Source organism: Actinoplanes sp. DH11 (assembly GCF_020873875.1).
Lineage (GTDB): Bacteria > Actinomycetota > Actinomycetes > Mycobacteriales > Micromonosporaceae > Actinoplanes.
Genome location: NZ_JAHWGU010000007.1, coordinates 214,053 through 231,584, shown reverse-complemented (window position 1 = coordinate 231,584; position 17,532 = coordinate 214,053). Strand labels below are relative to the sequence as shown.

17 protein-coding genes are annotated in these 17,532 nt (G+C 72.6%); 12 read left to right on the top strand and 5 right to left on the bottom strand.

All coding sequences use genetic code 11. The features are described from left to right. Positions 1-7: 7 nt before the first annotated feature. Together LPA41_RS12970 and LPA41_RS12965 are read right to left on the bottom strand one after the other, a co-directional pair. Positions 8-2,326, bottom strand: coding sequence for an FtsX-like permease family protein (locus LPA41_RS12970; protein ID WP_229070381.1), 2,319 nt, complete (start codon positions 2,324-2,326; stop codon positions 8-10). Beyond that, positions 2,323-3,015, bottom strand: coding sequence for an ABC transporter ATP-binding protein (locus LPA41_RS12965; RefSeq protein WP_229070379.1), 693 nt, complete (start codon positions 3,013-3,015; stop codon positions 2,323-2,325). Before LPA41_RS12965 ends, LPA41_RS12970 begins: the two co-directional genes overlap by 4 nt. A 129-nt stretch (positions 3,016-3,144) precedes the next feature. Between LPA41_RS12965 and LPA41_RS12960 the strand changes: the two genes are divergently transcribed. The 5 genes from LPA41_RS12960 to LPA41_RS12940 all read left to right on the top strand — a co-directional run bounded on the left by LPA41_RS12960 (position 3,145) and on the right by LPA41_RS12940 (position 7,189). After that, positions 3,145-3,936 (top strand): sensor histidine kinase, encoded by a 792-nt coding sequence (locus LPA41_RS12960; RefSeq protein ID WP_229070377.1) that lies wholly within the window; start codon positions 3,145-3,147, stop codon positions 3,934-3,936. Continuing rightward, complete coding sequence (locus LPA41_RS12955) at positions 3,929-4,588, top strand: response regulator transcription factor (protein ID WP_229070376.1); 660 nt, start codon at positions 3,929-3,931, stop codon at positions 4,586-4,588. The genes LPA41_RS12960 and LPA41_RS12955 overlap by 8 nt, the downstream gene beginning before the upstream one ends. Positions 4,589-4,608: 20 nt before the next feature. Continuing rightward, complete coding sequence (locus LPA41_RS12950; RefSeq protein ID WP_229070375.1) at positions 4,609-5,748, top strand: acyl-CoA dehydrogenase family protein; 1,140 nt, start codon at positions 4,609-4,611, stop codon at positions 5,746-5,748. Positions 5,749-5,772: 24 nt separating this feature from the next. Next, a complete protein-coding gene (locus tag LPA41_RS12945; RefSeq protein WP_229070372.1) occupies positions 5,773-6,243 on the top strand; it encodes an Lrp/AsnC family transcriptional regulator in 471 nt (156 codons plus the stop codon). Positions 6,244-6,622: 379 nt separating this feature from the next. Next, complete coding sequence (locus LPA41_RS12940) at positions 6,623-7,189, top strand: maleylpyruvate isomerase N-terminal domain-containing protein (RefSeq protein WP_229070371.1); 567 nt, start codon at positions 6,623-6,625, stop codon at positions 7,187-7,189. A gap of 462 nt (positions 7,190-7,651) precedes the next feature. On the opposite strand, the gene LPA41_RS12935 is transcribed toward LPA41_RS12940, so the two are convergent. After that, entirely contained in the window at positions 7,652-8,620 is a 969-nt protein-coding gene (locus tag LPA41_RS12935) for a LysR family transcriptional regulator (protein ID WP_229070370.1), read from the bottom strand. A 77-nt stretch (positions 8,621-8,697) separates the two neighbouring features. On the opposite strand from LPA41_RS12935, the gene LPA41_RS12930 reads away from it, so the two are divergent. After that, on the top strand, positions 8,698-9,675 hold the full coding sequence (locus LPA41_RS12930; protein WP_229070467.1) for a DMT family transporter: 978 nt from the start codon (positions 8,698-8,700) through the stop codon (positions 9,673-9,675). On the opposite strand, the gene LPA41_RS12925 is transcribed toward LPA41_RS12930, so the two are convergent. Next, positions 9,587-10,312: a class I SAM-dependent methyltransferase gene (locus tag LPA41_RS12925; RefSeq protein WP_229070369.1), complete on the bottom strand. Its 726-nt coding sequence runs from the start codon at positions 10,310-10,312 to the stop codon at positions 9,587-9,589. The two genes, LPA41_RS12930 and LPA41_RS12925, sit on opposite strands and share 89 nt — an antisense overlap. Positions 10,313-10,430: 118 nt before the next feature. On the opposite strand from LPA41_RS12925, the gene LPA41_RS12920 reads away from it, so the two are divergent. Further along, entirely contained in the window at positions 10,431-10,622 is a 192-nt protein-coding gene (locus LPA41_RS12920) for a CsbD family protein (protein WP_229070368.1), read from the top strand. A gap of 37 nt (positions 10,623-10,659) precedes the next feature. Here LPA41_RS12920 and LPA41_RS12915 read toward each other — a convergent pair whose 3' ends face one another. Then, positions 10,660-12,054, bottom strand: coding sequence for a KamA family radical SAM protein (locus LPA41_RS12915; protein ID WP_229070466.1), 1,395 nt, complete (start codon positions 12,052-12,054; stop codon positions 10,660-10,662). 84 nt (positions 12,055-12,138) lie between these two features. Here LPA41_RS12915 and LPA41_RS12910 point away from each other — a divergent pair, with 84 nt between their 5' ends. From LPA41_RS12910 to LPA41_RS12890, 5 genes are all read left to right on the top strand, one after another. Continuing rightward, positions 12,139-13,155, top strand: coding sequence for an L-erythro-3,5-diaminohexanoate dehydrogenase (locus LPA41_RS12910; RefSeq protein WP_229070367.1), 1,017 nt, complete (start codon positions 12,139-12,141; stop codon positions 13,153-13,155). Between the two features lie 4 nt (positions 13,156-13,159). Continuing rightward, the gene (locus LPA41_RS12905; RefSeq protein ID WP_229070366.1) at positions 13,160-14,698 is read left to right on the top strand and encodes an amidohydrolase; all 1,539 of its coding nucleotides are present in this window, start codon (positions 13,160-13,162) and stop codon (positions 14,696-14,698) included. Between the two features lie 12 nt (positions 14,699-14,710). Further along, positions 14,711-16,267, top strand: a complete 1,557-nt coding sequence (locus tag LPA41_RS12900) for a lysine 5,6-aminomutase subunit alpha (protein ID WP_229070365.1) — start codon at positions 14,711-14,713, stop codon at positions 16,265-16,267. A gap of 150 nt (positions 16,268-16,417) precedes the next feature. Further along, positions 16,418-17,152, top strand: a complete 735-nt coding sequence (locus tag LPA41_RS12895) for an OAM dimerization domain-containing protein (protein WP_229070364.1) — start codon at positions 16,418-16,420, stop codon at positions 17,150-17,152. Further along, entirely contained in the window at positions 17,149-17,532 is a 384-nt protein-coding gene (locus LPA41_RS12890; RefSeq protein ID WP_229070363.1) for a hotdog domain-containing protein, read from the top strand. The genes LPA41_RS12895 and LPA41_RS12890 overlap by 4 nt, the downstream gene beginning before the upstream one ends.

The window sequence follows — 17,532 nt, the reverse complement described above, 5'->3', positions numbered from 1 at the left end:
GACCACCCTATTCGTTGTGCAACACCTGCGCGATCGTGAGGCGGGCGGCGCGGCGGGCCGGCAGCAGTGCGCCGACGACCGCGATCGCCACCCCGCTGAACACCAGCAGGACCAGCGTCGCCGGGTCCCAGACCTGCATCACGTACTCCGGCAGGCGGATCTTCGCGGCGTCCGCGGAGAGCGGCAGGACCAGCCGGTGCGCGCCCAGGCCGAGCGGGATGCCGATCGCCGCCGCGGCCAGGCCGAGCGCCGCCATCGAGGTGATCATCATGGTCACCACCTGCCGCGGCGTCATCCCGATCGACTTGAGCATGCCCAGGTCGCGGCGGCGGTCGCTGACGTCGAGCGCGACCGTGTTGAGCACGCCCAGGGCGGCGACCGTGGCGAGCAGCAGCGCGAGCAGGGCGGAGAACGCGGCCACCATGGTGCCGAACGCGTCGCCGCCGGTGTTGTCCCAGGCGTCCAGCCCCGGGTCGGCGGCGCGCACCGCGGCCACGTACCCGGCCAGGTCGGTGCCCTCGGCGGTCTGCACCTGGTAGAAGTAGGCCTGCGGGCCGAGCTGCGGGAAGTCGCGCCAGGTGGCGAACGCGCCCTCCGGGCCGGGCAGGCCGCGGATCGTCTCGCCGACGACGGTGAACGTGGTCCACCGGCCGTCCAGCGACGCGGTCACCCGGTCGCCGATCCGCAGGCCCCGCTCGTTGAGCAGCTGGGTGGGCAGGACCAGCTGGTCGTCGGAGGTCATCCAGTGGCCCTCGTACAGCTGGTCCTCGTACCCCATCTCCGGGATGTCGCCCCGCACGAAGTTGATCTGCATGGGTTCGCTCTGCCCGGCGACGGACAGTTCGCGCGCCACCCCGACGCCGACCCGCGCGGCGCCGGGCAGGTCACGCAGCATCCGCTCGATCTCGGTGTCGGAACGCCCGGTGACCGGATGCTGGTCGCCCTGGTAGGGGCGGACGCCGATCTCGCCGGACGAGCGGGAGCCGACCTCGTCGATCCGGGTGACCGAGTCGGACAACCCCAGCGCGAACGTCACCGTGACGACGCCGAGCAGCAGCGACGCCATGGTCAGGGCGGTCCGGGCCGGCCGGGCGAACGGGATGCCCAGACCGAGACTGACGGCGCGTGGCAGCCGGGACCCGCTCAGCGCCCGCTGCACCCGCAGCGCCCGGCCCCGCCGCGGCGCACTTCCGGCGCTTATCGCCTGCGCGGCGGGCAGGCGGTGGGCACGCCGGGCGGGCAGCAGCGCCGCGATCAGGACCAGGGCGGGTACGCCCACCAGCACGCTCACGATCACCCAGGCGCGGACACCGGACTGCTCCCCGAAGCCCAGCCCGCGGAAGGTGTCGCTGAGCACCGGCCGCACCGCCAGCAGGCCGAGCCCGGTGCCGAGGACCGTACCGGCGACCGCGGGCACCGACACCATGGTCAGGTAGACGGCGACCACCTGACGCGGGGTGAAGCCGAGCGCCTTGAGCACCCCGATGTGCCGGTACCCGGAGATCACCGCGCCGCCCACCACGTTGCCCACGATGATCACGGTGACCAGCAGGCCGAGCAGCCCGAAGGTGCCGAGGAACGGCAGGTAGACGCCGGGCGTCGCGGCCGCCTTCTCCTTCATCACCAGGTACGGCTGGGCGGCGAGCAGCGCGTCGCCGGGGAGCCCCGTGGTCACCCCGGCAAGGCGGGCGTCGAGCGCCGCGCGGGTGGAGACGTCCCCGGTGAACCGGTAGAGCATCTGGGTGCCGGTCGGCTTCAGGGCCGCCACCTGCTCCGGCGTCACCCAGCCGTCCGCCGAGCCGCTGACCGTGAACGCGTGCCCGACCACCCGCAGCGCGCCGTCCGGGGTGACCAGTTCGGTGGCCCGGCCGAGCGGACCCAGCCGGAACTCCGCCGCGGGCTGCGGCGGCACGTTGAGCACGATCTCGCCACGGGTCTGCGGCCAGCGGCCGCTCCACAGGTCCACCCGGTCCACCGGTCCGCCCGGGTCCGCGCGGCCGACCACTGTCATCGGCCGGCTGAAGAACGGGCCGGTGCCCTTCTCCGGCTCCACGATCACCTGGCCGAACGGCCCGGCCGCCGCCTGCACGCCAGAGCCGGCCGCGACCAGTTGCGCGCCGGTGACCCGGGCCGGGTCGTAGGTGACGACGGCGTGCGCCCCGCGCTGGCCCTCGAACGCCCGCTGGAACGGTGACCGCGAGGCGTCCAGCAGGGCCAGCGAGAGCAGGGCGGTGACCGTGCAGACCAGCACGACCAGGAAGATCACGAAGGTCTGCAGCCGGCGGCGCCGCACCGCGTTGCGGGAGGCCGTCCAGACGGCGCTCACAGCCGCTCCAGGGCGGACTCGCGGGCGATCCGGCCGTCGGCCAGTTCGATCAGCCGGCTCGCGCATCGGTGGGCCAGCCGCTCGTCGTGGGTGACGATCAGCAGCGTCTGCCCGATCTGGTTGAGGTCGAGCAGCAGGTCCATCACCTGCTCACCGGCCCGGCTGTCCAGCGCGCCGGTCGGCTCGTCGGCGAGCAGCAGCGCCGGCCGGTTCATCAGCGCCCGGGCCACTGCGACCCGCTGCCGCTCGCCGCCGCTGAGCGCGGCCGGGTGGGCGTCGCGCCGATCGGTGATGCCCAGTTCGCCGAAGAGTTCCAGCGCGCGGCGCCGGGCAGTGCCCGCCGAGCTGCCGGTGAGCTGCGCGGCAAGCGCCACGTTGTCCAGCGCCGACAGGTCGTCGAGCAGGTTGAAGAACTGGAAGATCATGCCGAGGTGGTGCCGGCGGAACAGCGCCAGCCGGGTCTCGTTCATGGTGTCCAGCCGCTGGCCGTGCACGGTGATCTCCCCGGCGGTCGGCCGGTCCAGCCCGGCGATCATGTTGAGCAGGGTCGACTTGCCGCAGCCGGACGGGCCCATCACGGCCACCGCCTCGCCGGCCCGGATCTCCAGCGTGACGTCGTCGAGCGCCACCGTGTCGCCGTACTCCTTGCGGACGCCGTCGAGGCGCACCACCGTCGATTTCTCGGTCATGCCGGGAACGGTAGTTACGCCGTACCCGGCAGGCATCCGCCGGTGGATGCAACCTGGCGGCGGCGTACGCCCCGGGATGTAGGCGCCGGGGATGATGTGCCGCTGGCGCCGTTCTGACAGGGTGGCGGCATGGGGACGGCGGTGGCGGTGGCGATCACTGCGGTGGTGGCGGCGCTCGCTGTCGCGGTGCCGTTCGGTGTCGCGCTGCGCCGGGCCCGGCGCCGGCACGAGCGGGCGATGGGGGAGCGGGGCTGGCTGCTGGAGCGCGAGCGGGAGAGCGCCGCCCGCGCCGCCGTGGAGGCCGAGCGCGCCCGGATCGCCCGCGAGCTGCACGACATCGTCAGTCACAACGTCAGCGTCATGATCGTGCAGACGTCGGCGGCGCGCGAGGTGCTGCGCACCCTGCCGGACGAGGCGCTCACCGCGCTGGCCGCCGTGGAGAAGGCCGGTCGCGACACGATGACCGAGCTGCGCCATCTGCTCGGCGTGCTCAACCCCGACGGGGACGACGAGCTGGTGCCGCAGCCCGCCCTCGACGCGCTCGGGCCGCTCGTCGACCGGGTCGCGTTCGCCGGGCTGCCGGTCGAGGTGCGGGTCTCCGGGGAGGCGCGGCCGTTGCCGGCGGGCATCAGCACGACCGCCTACCGGATCGTGCAGGAAGCCCTGACCAACGCGCTCAAGCACGGCAGCGGGGGCAAGGCCGAGGTCACCATCCGCTACGCGCCCCGGGCCCTGCGCGTCGAGGTGCTGACCACCGGCCCGAGCGTGCTGACCGGTTCCGCGCCGGCCGCCGGCGGCGACGGCGCCGGCCGTGGCCTGCTGGGCCTGCGCGAGCGGGTCGCGGTCTACGGCGGCGACCTGGACGCCCGGCGCCGGCTCGGCGGTGGTTACCGGGTGCGGGCGAGGATTCCGCATGAGTGAGCCGCGCGTGCTGATCGTCGACGACCAGGAGCTGATCCGCACCGGGTTCCGGCTGATCCTGACCGCGCGCGGCGTGACGGTGGCGGGGGAGGCCGCGGACGGCGTCGAGGCCGTCGAGGCGGTGCGGCGCCTGCGGCCCGACGTGGTGCTGATGGACATCCGGATGCCCGGCATGGACGGCCTCGAGGCGACCCGGCAGATCCTGGCCCGCGACCCGGGCTGCCGGGTGCTGATGCTCACCACCTTCGACCTCGACAAGTACGTCTACACGGCGCTGGCGATCGGGGCCAGCGGCTTCCTGCTCAAGGACGTGACGGCCGACCACCTGGCCGGGGCGGTGCGCCTGGTCGGCACCGGTGACGCGCTGCTCGCGCCGTCGATCACCCGCCGGCTCGTGCAGCGGTTCGCCGGCAGCGGCGACCCGCCGGTGGTGCACCGCGACCTCACCGCCCTGACGCCCCGCGAGCGCGAGGTGCTGACCCTGCTGGGGCGTGGCCTGTCGAACACCGAGCTCGCCGCGGAACTCGTGCTGAGCGAAGCGACGGTCAAGACCCACGTCGCCCGGATCTTCGCCAAACTGGACCTGCGGGACCGGGCGCAGGCCGTCGTCCTGGCGTACGAGACCGGCCTGGTGACTCCCGGCGACCGCTGAACGTTCGTTAAGCTCAGCGCATGACCGTGGATCGACTGCTTCCCACCCCCGAGGCCCACGACCTTCTCGACCTCACCCACGAGCTCGTCACCCGCGAACTCGCCGGCAAGGTCGACGACTTCGAGGCACGCGGCGAGTTCCCCCGCGAGGTCCTGCGCACGCTCGGCCGGTCCGGGCTGCTCGGGCTGCCCTATCCGGAGGCCGACGGTGGCGCGGGTCAGCCGTACGAGGTCTATGTGCAGGTCCTCGAAGTTCTCGCGAGCACCTGGCTGGGCATCGCCGAAGCGGTGAGCGTGCACACCCTGTCCTGCCTGCCGGTCGCCCACTTCGGCACCGACGAGCAGCGCAAAACGCTGCCCGACATGCTCGGCGGTGAACTGCTGGGCGCGTTCGCCCTCTCCGAGCCGCAGGGCGGTTCCGACGCGGCCGCGCTCACCACCCGCGCCACCGCCGACGGCGACGCCTGGGTCGTCACCGGCACCAAGGCTTGGATCACCCACGGCGGCCAGGCCGATTTCTACAACCTTTTCTGCCGTACGGGTGGGCCCGGCCCCAAAGGCATTTCCTGCCTGCTCGCCGACGCCACCACCCCCGGCCTGCTGCCGCAGCAGCCGGAACGCCTGATGGGTCTGCGCTCGTCGGCGCCCGCGCAGATCGTGCTCGACGGCGCCCGGGTCCCCCGCGAACGACTCGTCGGTGCGGACGGCGGCGGCTTCGCCATCGCCATGCAGGCCCTCGACGCCGGGCGCCTGGGCATCGCGGCCTGCGCGGTCGGGCTCGCGCAGGGAGCCTTGGACTACGCCACCGGGTACGCCCGGGAACGCACCCAGTTCGGCCAGCCCATCGGCCGTTTCCAAGGCCTCGGCTTCATGCTCGCCGACATGGCCACGCAGATCTCCGCCGCCCGCGCGCTGCTGCTCGCCGCCGCCCGGCTCAAGGACGCCGGCCGTCCCTTCTCGATGGAGGCGGCCAAGGCGAAACTGTTCGCCACCGACATGGCCATGCGGGTCACCACCGACGCCGTCCAGGTCCTCGGCGGCGCCGGATACGTCAGCGACCACCCGGCCGAGCGCTGGTTCCGGGAAGCCAAAGTGCTCCAGATCGTCGAAGGCACCAACCAGATCCAGCGCATGGTGATCGCCCGCTCTCTTCTGGGGTGACGACCCTCCCGTAGGGTTGTCACCGTGGAAGAGATCGACCAGGCGATCGTGTCGGCGCTCACCGTGGACGGCCGGCTGTCGTACACCGACCTGGCCGAACGGGTGGGCCTCAGCGTCTCCGCCGTGCACCAGCGGGTCCGGCGCCTCGAACAGCGCGGCGTCATCGCCGGTTACACCGCGCGAGTCTCCTACGAGGCGCTCGACCTGCCACTGACCGCCTTCGTCGCGATCCGCCCCTTCGACCCCTCCCAGCCCGACGACGCCCCGGACCGGCTCGCCCACCTCGCCGAGATCGACTCCTGCTACTCGGTGGCCGGCGAGGACTTCTACATGCTCCTGGTCCGCGTCAAGAGCCCTGCCGACCTGGAACGCCTGCTGCAGGACATCCGGACAGCGGCCAACGTGACGACGCGGACGACGGTGGTCCTCTCCACGCCGTACGAGAACCGCCCACCCCGGATCGCCCCGCCGCCGCCCCCGCCGCAGGCTTCGTAGCGCGGCGGCGGCTTCGTCGCCGGCGGGGCTTTCGCCGGCCTGTCCATCGGCGCGCGCCGCAGGCTTGCGTTCTTCACTGCGCGCCGTGCACGAGCTGGCTTGCGTTCTTCACTGCGCGCCGTGCATGAGCCAGCATGCGTTCATAGCTGCGCGTCGTGTACGGGCTGGCTTGGGTCCATCGCTGCGCCTCGTGTGCAGGCCGGCATGCCTCCATCGCTGCCGGGCCGCGCGCTGTCGGCCGCGCGCGGCCCGGTCTGCCCGCCCGGCGACGTCGCTGCGGCTCCTCGGCCAGGCCCGCCGATGCCATGACCCCAACCTAGCCTCCTAGGATGCCGAAAGGCGGTGTGCTGGGCGGCGCTCGACTGGCAGGCTGACGGGTATGGATGCGGACTACGTCGAACAAGCCGTCGCCGAGCTGCAACGGACCCTGGTGCCGCACCAAGCTGCCGACTGGGAGGTACCCGCCGGTGGCCTCGACTGGAGCTGCCGGGAAACGGCCGGACACATCGGGCACGACCTCATCGCGTACGCCACGCAGCTCGCCGCCCGCGCCCCCGACTCCTACCTGCCGCTCGACCTGGTGATCCGCCCCGAAGCCACGCCGGAGGACACTCTCCGGATCGTCGGAGCGTGTGCCGCCCTCCTCACCGTGACGCTGCGCGCGGCCGCCCCCGACGCGCGCGCCTGGCATTGGGGGCCGACCGACCCGTCCGGTTTCGCGGCGCTCGGGGTGAACGAGATTCTCGTGCACACCTACGACATCGCGTCGGGCTTGGGCCTCGACTGGCGCCCACCGGCCGATCTGAGTGCCGCCGTCCTGCGCCGGCTCTTCCCTGGCACCCCGTCCGGCGACCCTGGCGAGGTCCTTTTGTGGGCGACCGGCCGGACAGCCCTCCCCGGCTACCCGCGCCGCACGTCCTGGTCCCTCCGCGCCGCCGTCGGCTGACGCATTCGCTGCACCCGACGCCTGGCCGCGCCCTTACCGCGAGGCCGCCCACCCGCGCCGCACGTCCTGCGGTCTCCCCGGCAGGCGGTCTTTGCAACAGCGAGCGTGAGCTTTTCTACCTGTTTGTGCTGGTAGGGCATGGGGCCTTGGGCAGGATGCCGATGCGGCGGCGGCGCGGCAAAGGAGTGCGGCGTGGTGTTTCTCGCCTTCGGCTCACTCGCGGTCGCCGCGGTCCGCTGCGTTCGGTCCGCGTGACGGTGTTGATCTGCTAGCGATGCGAAATCGCTGTGATCATGGGGCTATGACCGCGATTTTGCATCGCTAGCAGATCAACATCTCGCCATGGACGGCCGCGGCCGATGCCATCGGGGCCATCAAGGGCCCGGGGTGGTGCGCGGGCGGTGTCGGCTGGGCGGCGGCCGGAGGGGACCTGCCGGCCAGGTTGATGGGGGACCGGTCGGGTCAGGGTGAACGGGGGATGACCTGCTGGGCCAGGGTGACCAGGGTGGGGACGGCGGGGTGGCTGGGTGGGTCGGTCCAGGCCAGGTGGACGGTGACGGCGGGCGCGTCGGGCATGGGGATGTACGTGATGGCGGGGTGGGCGTACATCAGCGGGGTGGCGGTGGAGGTGACGCCTACGGCGCGGCCGGCGATGACGGCGGCCTGCCAGTCGTCGGTGTTGGTGACTTCTACCGTGCCGGCCGGTGCCGCGCCCGGGGGCCACAGGGAGAGGTCGGTGATGCCGGCGACGGTGTTCACGGCGATCAGCTCGCCGAGCAGGTCGGCGAGGGTGAGGCGGGTGCGGGTGGCGAGTGGGCTGTCCGACGGCACGGCGGCGATCCGGGCTTCAGTGGTCAGAGCCAGGGTCCGGACACGGCCGGCGGCACCGGAAGCGACGGCACCAGAAGGGACGGCACCGGAAGCGACGGCATCAGAAGCGGCGGCGCCGGGAGCTGCGGCACCGGAAACGGCGGCGTGCAGGGCTGCGGTGGAGGCTGGGCCTCGGATGATGGCCACGTCGACGGCGCCGCGGGTCAGGCCGGCGTCGCGTTCGTCGATGCGGAGCAGGTCGAGCGGGGTGTGCGGGTGGTCCTGTTTCCAGCGGCGCAGCAGGGTGGTGGTGTGTTCGCCGAGCGCGCACCAGGCGTGGCCCAGCCGCAGTGGCCAGGTGCCGGCGCGGGACGGGTCGAGGGCCTCGTCGACGGCGGCGACGGCGGCTGCGGCGCGCGGGCGGTAGGCCTGGCCGGCGGCGGTGAGTCGCAGGTGGTGGGTGGAGCGGTCGATCAGGCGTACGCCCAGATGGTTCTCCAGTTGGCGCAGCGTGCGGGAGAGGGCCGGCTGGGTGACGTGCAGTGTCGCGGCGGCACGGGTGATGCCGCCGGTGGTGGCGATGGCGAGGAAGGCGCGCAGGTGCCGTACGTCCACCGTCATAACCTGGGAGCATAACCGCGGCCGAAGCGGCATTTCCGTGCCGGCCGCAGGGGCGCGACGGTGGAGTCGTGCAGACGATGATGGTTCTCGGTGCCGTGCTGTCCCTGCAGTTCGGCGGTGCGGTCGCGGCCCGGCTGTTCCCGGTGGCCGGCGTGCCGGGGGTGGTCGCGTTGCGGCTGGCGATCGCGGCGCTGGTGCTGCTGGCGGTGAGCCGGCCGCGGCTGCGCCGGTACGACCGGGGTGACTGGTTGTCGATCGGCGCGTTCGGGCTGGCGCTGGCCGGGCTGAACTCGCTGTTCTACCTGGCGATCGACCGGATTCCGATGGGTACGGCGGTGACACTGGAAGTCCTCGGCCCGCTCACGTTGTCGGTGCTGACGGCACGCCGGCGCAGCAGCTGGTTCTGGGCCGGTCTGGCGCTGGCCGGGGTGGTGTTGCTGGGTCGTGCCGGGCTGGGCCGCCTCGATCCGGCCGGTGTCGCGTTCGCACTGGGGGCGGCGGTGATGTGGGCGGCGTACATCGTGCTCAGTGCCCGGGTCGGGCACCGCTTCCACAAGACCGACGGCCTGGCGTTGTCCCTGGTCGCCGCCGCGGTGATCACGCTGCCGTCCGGGGTGGCGGGCGCGGGCAGGGTGCTGCTGGAGCCGCGTGTGCTGGCGATGGGCGCGGTGGTGGCGGTGCTGGCGTCGGTCCTGCCGTACACCCTGGAGATGCTGGCGTTGCGCCGGATGCCGACGACCACGTTCGCGGTGCTGATGAGCCTGGGTCCGGCGGTGGCGGCGCTCGCCGGTTTCCTGCTGCTCGATCAGCCGCTGACCGCGCTGGAGGGTTTGGCGATCGCGCTGGTCATCACGGCCGGCATCGGCGCGGTGAGAACAGCGCCGCCGAAGCGGGCGACGAGAGGGCTGGTAACGACAGGGCCGGCCACGACAGAGCGGGCGCGGCAGAAGACCGGGGCGGAAGGGCTCAGAGCGACGGCAGCAGCGACGCCTGCGCGCACTGCGTCAGGTACGGCAACTCGTAGGACGACCGTCCCACCAGCGCCGGGTGTGTAGCGGTCAGCTGCCGGACCTGCGCGAGCACCGCGGCGCGTTCGTCGGCCGGCATCAGGATGATCCGGCTGCGGGACGCGACGAGGTCGCGCAGTTCGCCGGCCTTGATGCGATGGGTCCAGCCGAACGTCGCGGTCGCGACCGGGCCGAACGGTGCCTCGATCCGGGGCGACCGGTCCATTTCCGCGTTGCCGATGATCGCGCCGAGCCGGCGTACCCATGCGGTTCGCTCGTCGCGGACGTTCCAGATCAGGCCGAGGCGGCCGCCGGGCGCGAGCACCCGGGCGATCTCGGGCAGCGCCCGCGTGGTGTCCACCCAGTGCCAGGCCTGCGCGCACAGCACGACGTCGACGGACTGGTCGGGCAGCGGGATGTCCTCGGCGCTGCCCCGGTGTGCGGGCACGCCGGGCAGGGCGCGTCCGAGTTCGGCCAGCATGCCGTCGGACGGGTCGACGGCGACGACGTCGAGCCCGCGGTCGCGGAGGTGGCGGGTGAGTTTGCCGGTGCCGGCGCCGAGGTCCAGGACCCGCGGCTTGCCGCCGGGCAGGAGCCAGTCCAGCGCCTCCTGAGGGTACGGGGGACGACCGCGCTCGTAGGCGGCCGCGGCCGCCCCGAACGATCCGGCGTGGGAGTTCGTCACGTCGATGGATCTTAGCTACCTGCCGGTGCGGCGAGGGCGTACCGCGAGTGCGTTCCGTTTCAAATCGGGCGTGATCGGGCACTGGATCGGGTTGACGGCACGACCGAGGAGGGTTCTGATGAGCTTCACCGACAAGGTCAAGAACAAGGCCGAGGAACTGACCGGTAAGGCCAAGCAGGGCGCCGGCGAGGTGACGGGCAACCAGCGCCTCTACGCCGAGGGCGAGGCGCAGGCGGGCCGGGCGCATGCGAAGCAGGCCGGTGAGCACGTCAAGGACGCCGGTCGCGACGTCCGGGACGCCTTCAGCTGAGCGGCGTGGAACAGGGCCCCACAGCGGGGCCCTGTTCTCAGGCGCCGGCCTGTTTGCGCCACCAGTCCTGCCCGGAGCGCGGCAGGGTGTCGATCGGGTCGTAGTAGGCGTACTGCTTGGACAGGGCCTCGTCGTCCTGTGCCTCGATCGAGGTGCGGTAGTTCTTGGTCCAGTACGAGATGCCGTGCTCCCGGTCGTAGTCGGCGACCATGTGCACCCAGCGTTTGCCGACGAACGGCACGTCGCAGACGATCCGCGGGGTCGCGTACCCGGGGAGGTAGCCCATCAGGTCGTGCTGGAGTTGCTGGGCGTGCCAGACCGGCACCCGCCAGTGCTCCGCGTTCGGGATCATGTCGCACATGTAGAAGTAGTACGGCAGGATGCCGGCCTCGCCCTGCATCGCGAAACAGAGGTCGAGCAGGTCGCCGGTGGTGGCGTTGACGCCGCGCATGAGCACGCCCTGGTTGCGCACGTCGCGGACGCCGACCTCGAGCAGGGTGCGCACCGCTCGCGCGACGAGCGGCGTCAGCGAGTTCACGTGGTTGACGTGGGTGTGCACGGCCAGGTTGACGCCGCGCCGTTCGGCGGTGACGGCGACCCGGTGCATGCCCTCGACCACGTCGTCCTGCAGCCAGTGCTGCGGCAGGCCCATCAGCGCCTTGGTGGCGAGCCGGATGTCGCGCACGGTCGGCACGGACAGCAGCCCCATCAGGTAGGCCTCGAGTTGTTTCCACGGCACGTTCGCCACGTCGCCGCCGGAGACCACGACGTCGCGGACGCCGGGGTGCGCCTTGAGGTAGTCGAGGTGGGCGGCGTACCTGTCGACGGGCTTCTCCAGCAGCCGCAGTTTCGACACCGTCGGGGTGCTGTTGCCGACCAGGTCCATCCGGGTGCAGTGCCCGCAGTACTGCGGGCAGGTGCTGAGCAGTTCGGCGAGGACCTTGGTGGGGTAGCGGTGGGTGAGTCCCTCGGCGACCCACATGTCGTGCTCGTGCAGGGAGTCGCGGCTGGCGTGCGGGTGTGACGGCCAGTCGAGCTGGCGGTCGGTGGCGACCGGCAGCATGTAGCGGCGCACCGGGTCGGCGTAGAAGCCGGCGGTGTCGGGTGCGCGGTCCGGGACCATCGTGTTGAGCATCTGCGGCGGCAGCAGCATCGACATGGTGGCGAGGCGCTGCTGGTCGGTGTCGAGGTCGGCGTAGAACGTCTCGTCGAGCAGGTCACCCATGACGGCGCGCAGCTGCTTGGCGTTCTTCACGCAGTTGACCCGCTGCCACTGCGCGGACCGCCACTGTTCGGCGGTGACGTCCTTCCACCCCGGGAACCGGGTCCAGTCCGGCTCGACGAGTTCTCGGCGCCGGTACTCGTACGGCTGTCCCACAGAAAGCACGGCTCCTCCAGGCTTCGTCGGCTGGCCACCCACGCTAACGGATATTCTGCGGTCTAGTCACCATGTTGACGGAGGATTTACGGTAAGACTGCGGTCCGGGACGATTGTTTTACGTGAGGAGGGGGTCGCATGACGGATTCCACAGGGCTGAGCCGGGTGCTGGAACCGGCCGGCGTGCTGCCGCAGGCGGCCTGGCGCCTCGACGCCTCACCCGAGATCGGGCCGGACGAGGTGCGGATCCGGGTGCGGCGGCTCAACCTGGACGCGGCGAGTTACCGGCAGCTGTCGCAGAAACACGGCGGGGACGGCGCGGCGATCCGGGCCGAGGTGCTCGGCATCGTCGCGACCCGCGGCAAGATGCACAACCCGGTCACCGGGTCCGGCGGCATGCTGATCGGCGTGGTCGACGAGGTCGGTCCCCGGTCGCCGCTGCCGGTCGAACCGGGCGACGCGGTCGCCACCCTGGTCTCGCTGACGCTGACCCCGTTGCGGATCACCGACGGGCTGGCCGGCTGGGACGGGCTGAGCGAGCAGGTGCCGGCCGAGGGCACCGCGATCCTGTTCGGCCGCTCGATCGTCGGGGTGCTGCCCGACGACCTGGCGCCGGAACTGGCCCTGGCCGTCTACGACGTGTGCGGCGCTCCGGCGCTGGTGGACCGCGTGGTGCGGGGCTACCGGTCGCCGACCGTGGCGGTGTTCGGCGGCGCCGGCAAGAGCGGGTCGCTGTCCCTGGCGGCGGCGCGACGGGCCGGTGCCCGTACGCTCGCCGTGGTCGTCTCCGACGCCGAGCGTGACGCGCTGGCGGCGACCGGGCTGGCCGACCGGATCGCGGTCGCCGACGCCCGGGACGCGGTCGCCGTGGCCGCGGCGCTGGGTGAGGCCGCCGACGTGACGGTGGTCTGCGTGGACGTGCCCGGCTGCGAGCACGGCGCGATCCTGTCGACCGCGCCCGGCGGCACGGTGATCTTCTTCTCGATGGCGACCAGTTTCGCCGCGGCCGCGCTCGGTGCCGAAGGCCTCGCCGCCGACGTGACGATGCTGGTCGGCAACGGTTACGTGCCCGGGCACGCCGAGTTCGCGGTCGGGCTGCTGCGCGAGACACCCGCGGTGCGTGCCCTCTTCGAGGCCCGTCTGGCGGCAGACTGACGCCATGACGGAACTTCCCTCGGTTCGCTACCTCAACGGACGCTTCTACTCCGCCGCCGACCCGCGCGCCACCGCGATGCTGGTCCGCGACGGCCGGATCGCGTGGCTCGGCCAGAGCGCCGACGCGCCCGCCGCCGACCGCACCGTCGACCTGGACGGCGCCCTCGTCACGCCGGCCTTCGTCGACGCGCACCTGCACGCCACCGACACCGGCCTGGCCTTCGACGGCCTCGACCTGTCCGGGGTGCGCTCGGCGGGTGAACTGCTCGACGCGGTCGCCGCGTTCGCGGCCACCCGCCCGGCCGACGGCGTGGTGCACGGGCACGGCTGGGACGAGTCGACCTGGGCCGAGCAGACGCCGCCGGTCGCGGCCGAGCTGGACCGGGCCGCCGGTGGCCGGCGCGTCTACCTGTCGCAGGCGTCGGTGCACTCGGCGCTGGCCTCGTCGGCGCTGCTGCCGGCCGCGGCCGGGGTGGCCGGGTACGACGCGTCGGGCTGGGTGCGCGAGCAGGCGCACCACGCCGTCCGGGCGGTCGCGCTCGGCTCGCTGACGGCCGCGCAGCGCACGGCGGCGCAGACGACGGCGCTGCGCCGGGCTGCCGCGGCGGGCATCGCCGCGGTGCACGAGTGCGGCGGGCCGGGCACCTCCAGCGAGGCCGACTTCGCGTCGGTGCTGGCGCTGTCCGGGCAGGGCCTGCCGCAGGTGTTCGGCTACTGGGGGGAGCTCGGTGGCGCCGAGCGGGCCCGGGACCTGCACGCGCACGGCGCGGCCGGCGACCTCTACGCCGACGGGGCTCTCGGGTCGCGTACGGCGTCGGTGCGGCAGCCCTACCTCGACGGCGACCACGGCTGCGGCGAGGCGTTCCTCACCGCCGAGCAGGTCGGCGAGCACCTGCTGGACTGCGTGCGGATCGGGTTCCAGGGCGGCTTCCACGCGATCGGCGACGCCGCCATCGAGACCGTGCTGGAGGGCTTCGCGATCGCGGCGAAGCAGGTCGGCGTGGACCGGTTGCGCGACGGCAGCCACCGCATCGAGCACGTCGAGCTGATCGACAAGGCGATGATCGCGCGGATGGTCGAATTCGGGGTGATCGCCTCGGTGCAGCCGGTCTTCGACGCGCTGTGGGGCGGCACCGACCGGATGTACGCGCAGCGCCTCGGCGTCGAGCGGGCCCTGGCCACCAACCCGATCGGGGCGATGCACGCGACAGGGGTGGCCCTGGCGTTCGGCTCGGACTCGCCGGTCACCGCGCTGGACCCGTGGGCGGTGGTGCTGGCCGCGGCGGCGCCGCGCAACCCGGTCTACCGGATGAGCGTGCGGGCGGCGTTCGCGGCGAGCAGCCGGGGCGGCTGGCGGGCCGCGGCGGTCGGTGACGCGGGGGTGCTGGCGCCGGGCGCGCAGGCCACGTTCGCGACCTGGGACACCCCGGGCGGGGTGCAGGACGGTCTGCCGGCGCTGCTGCCGGACGTCGACGGCGCGGTGCCGCAGCGGCCGGTCTGCCGGCGCACCGTGCTGCGCGGCGAGACGATTTTCGAGGAGTAGGGAGCAGGGACTGTGGCCGGGAAGCTGGATCTGGATCCGCGCGTCGTGGCGCGGGCACGGGCGCTCGCCGCGCGAGCCGGGCAGCCCGTCGTCGACCTGGCGCGGTCGCACACGACCGTGTCGGTGGAGCGGGCGGTGCTGCGGCTGGCCGGGGTGACGGGCGCCGACCCGGACGGCATCCCGTGGGTGAACCGCCTGGTCGACGCGGTGCGCGCCGATGTCGGCCTGGAGCACGGGGTGGCGATCCCGGCCTTCCACGCCCTCACCGAGGCCGGCGTGGAGGATCTGACCACCCTGGCGCAGAAGGCGGCCGCCGGTTCGGTGCGGTTCACCCTTCCCGAGCGCCGGGCGCCCCTGGCGGCGGCCCGGCGCGCGGCGACGCGGGCGGCGCGTGCGGGCCTGAAGGCCGTCGATCGGCGGCGGGCCGAGCGAGATCGGATGATCAAGAGGTACGGGGATCCGAAGCAGCGCCCGTGGATCTACCTGATCGTCGCGACCGGGGACATCTACGAGGACATCCCGCAGGCGCAGGCCGCGGCCCGGGCCGGGGCGGACATCATCGCGGTGATCCGCTCCACCGGGCAGTCGCTGCTGGACTACGTGCCCGAGGGCGCCACCCGCGAGGGGTTCGCCGGCACCTACGCCACGCAGGAGAACTTCCGGCTGATGCGGGCCGCCCTCGACGAGACGTCCAAGGAGCTGGGCCGCTACATCCGGCTGACCAACTACGCCTCCGGGCTGTGCATGCCGGAGATGGCGGCGATGGCCGGGCTGGAACGGCTCGACATGATGCTCAACGACTCGATGTACGGCATCCTGTTCCGCGACATCAACCCGATCCGCACCTTCGTCGACCAGCGGTTCTCCCGGCAGGTGCACGCCCGCGCCGGGATCATCATCAACACCGGCGAGGACAACTACCTGACCACCGCCGACGCCGTCGAGGCCGCGCACACCGTCACGGTGTCGCAGCTGCTCAACGAGTTCTTCGCCCACGAGGCCGGCCTGCGCGACTGGCAGCTCGGGCTCGGGCACGCCTTCGAGATCAACCCGGATCTGCCGGACTCGTTCCGGCTGGAGCTCGCGCACGCGCTGCTGGCCCGGGAGTTGTTCCCGGACGCGCCGCTGAAATGGATGCCGCCGACCAAGCACATGACCGGTGACGTGTTCCGCGGCAACCTGCTCGACGGGTTCTTCAACCTGGCCGGCGCGCTGACCGGCCAGGGCATCCTGCTGGTCGGCATGATGACCGAGGCCGTGGTCACGCCGTGGCTGTCCGACCGGGACATCGCCCTGCAGAACGTGCGGTACGTGCTCGGCGGCGCCGGCAACCTGCACGAGGACTTCCAGCCCGGCCCGTTCATCCGCGAGCGCGCCGCCCGGGTTCTCGGCGAGGCCGTCGGCCTGCTGGAACGCATCGTCGACGAAACCCTGCTCGACGCCATCGCCGACGGCACGTTCGGCATCATGAAACGCCCCGCCGACCGCGGCAAAGGCCTCGACGGCGTCGCCCGGCACGCCGACGGCTACTTCAACCCGGTCACCGAGCTGCTGGAGGCGGAAGCATGAGCGAGCTTGCGAGCGAATCGGTCAGCTCAGTGGTGGACTCATGTCGGCGCCGGAGCGCAGCGGAGGTGACGGCATGAGCGAGCTTGCGAGCGAATCGGTCAGCTCAGTGGTGGACTCATGTCGGCGCCGGAGCGCAGCGGAGGTGACGGCATGAGCGTTGTGCGCCCTTATGGGGACACCACGGGTGACGGCATGGTGCAGCTGTCGTTCACGCTGCCGCTGCCGCACGACAAACGCGCCGAGGGTGCCGCGCTGCAACTGGCCGGCAAGATGGGCATGGACCCGGCGATGCTGGTGCACGCCAAGCAGATGGGCGACGGGTACACGTTCTTCGTCGTCTACGGCAAGGTCACGCATCTCGTCGACACCGGCACGGTGCAGGTCGTCGAACGCGACTATCCGCTGCTGAGCGCCAAGGAGATCAACGCGGCGATCAAGCGGGGGCTGCGGCGGCGGCTCACCGTGGTCGGCGCCTGCATCGGCACCGACGCGCACACCGTGGGCATCGACGCCATCCTCAACCTCAAGGGCATCGCCGGTGAGAAGGGCCTGGAGTACTACTCCGAGCTGTCGGTCACCAACATGGGCGCCCAGGTGTCGGTGCCCGACCTGGTCGAGACCGCCCGGGAACGCCGCGCCGACGCCGTGCTGGTGTCCCAGGTCGTCACCCAGCGCGACGCGCACCTGCAGAACACCCGGGCCATGTCGGCCGCGTTCCGGGAGGCGCTGCCCGCCGACCGGCGGCCGCTGCTGATCGTCGGCGGCCCGCGGTTCGACGAACTGATGACCGCCGAACTCGGCGTCGACCGCATCTTCGGCCGCGGCACCACCCCGCGCGAGGTGGCGTCCTACCTCGTGCACGCCCTCGTCGGGAGCCCTTCATGATCACTGTCACGCACCGGCGGTACGTGCCGTACGCGCACGCCCACTACGCCGGGAACCTGGTCGACGGGGCGTACTCGCTCGGCCTGTTCGGCGACGTCGCCACGGAGGTGTGCATCCGGCTCGACGGCGACGAAGGCCTGTTCGCGTCCTACTCCGACGTGCAGTTCAAGGCGCCCGTGCAAGCCGGCGACGTGCTCGAGGTGACCGCCACGGTGGTGCACATGGGCACCCGGTCGCGGCGCATCGAGTTCACGTCCACAGTCGTCTGCCGGGGCACCGGCGGGTCGTCGGCGCGGGTCCTGGACGAGCCGATCGTGGCGGTCACGGCGGTCGGCACGGTGGTCGTCCCGGCCGGGCCGGTCGGCCCGGCCGGGCAGTGA

Excerpts from the sequence above, each read along its gene's own strand:
- LPA41_RS12910 (WP_229070367.1), top strand. The coding sequence starts at position 12,139 with ATGACGGATTCCACAGGGCTGAGCCGGGTGCTGGAACCGGCCGGCGTG.
- LPA41_RS12930 (WP_229070467.1), top strand. The coding sequence starts at position 8,698 with ATGATGGTTCTCGGTGCCGTGCTGTCCCTGCAGTTCGGCGGTGCGGTC.
- LPA41_RS12935 (WP_229070370.1), bottom strand. The coding sequence starts at position 8,620 with ATGACGGTGGACGTACGGCACCTGCGCGCCTTCCTCGCCATCGCCACC.
- LPA41_RS12895 (WP_229070364.1), top strand. The coding sequence starts at position 16,418 with ATGAGCGTTGTGCGCCCTTATGGGGACACCACGGGTGACGGCATGGTG.
- LPA41_RS12940 (WP_229070371.1), top strand. The coding sequence starts at position 6,623 with ATGGATGCGGACTACGTCGAACAAGCCGTCGCCGAGCTGCAACGGACC.
- LPA41_RS12920 (WP_229070368.1), top strand. The coding sequence starts at position 10,431 with ATGAGCTTCACCGACAAGGTCAAGAACAAGGCCGAGGAACTGACCGGT.
- LPA41_RS12890 (WP_229070363.1), top strand. The coding sequence starts at position 17,149 with ATGATCACTGTCACGCACCGGCGGTACGTGCCGTACGCGCACGCCCAC.
- LPA41_RS12960 (WP_229070377.1), top strand. The coding sequence starts at position 3,145 with ATGGGGACGGCGGTGGCGGTGGCGATCACTGCGGTGGTGGCGGCGCTC.
- LPA41_RS12950 (WP_229070375.1), top strand. The coding sequence starts at position 4,609 with ATGACCGTGGATCGACTGCTTCCCACCCCCGAGGCCCACGACCTTCTC.
- LPA41_RS12965 (WP_229070379.1), bottom strand. The coding sequence starts at position 3,015 with ATGACCGAGAAATCGACGGTGGTGCGCCTCGACGGCGTCCGCAAGGAG.
- LPA41_RS12955 (WP_229070376.1), top strand. The coding sequence starts at position 3,929 with ATGAGTGAGCCGCGCGTGCTGATCGTCGACGACCAGGAGCTGATCCGC.
- LPA41_RS12905 (WP_229070366.1), top strand. The coding sequence starts at position 13,160 with ATGACGGAACTTCCCTCGGTTCGCTACCTCAACGGACGCTTCTACTCC.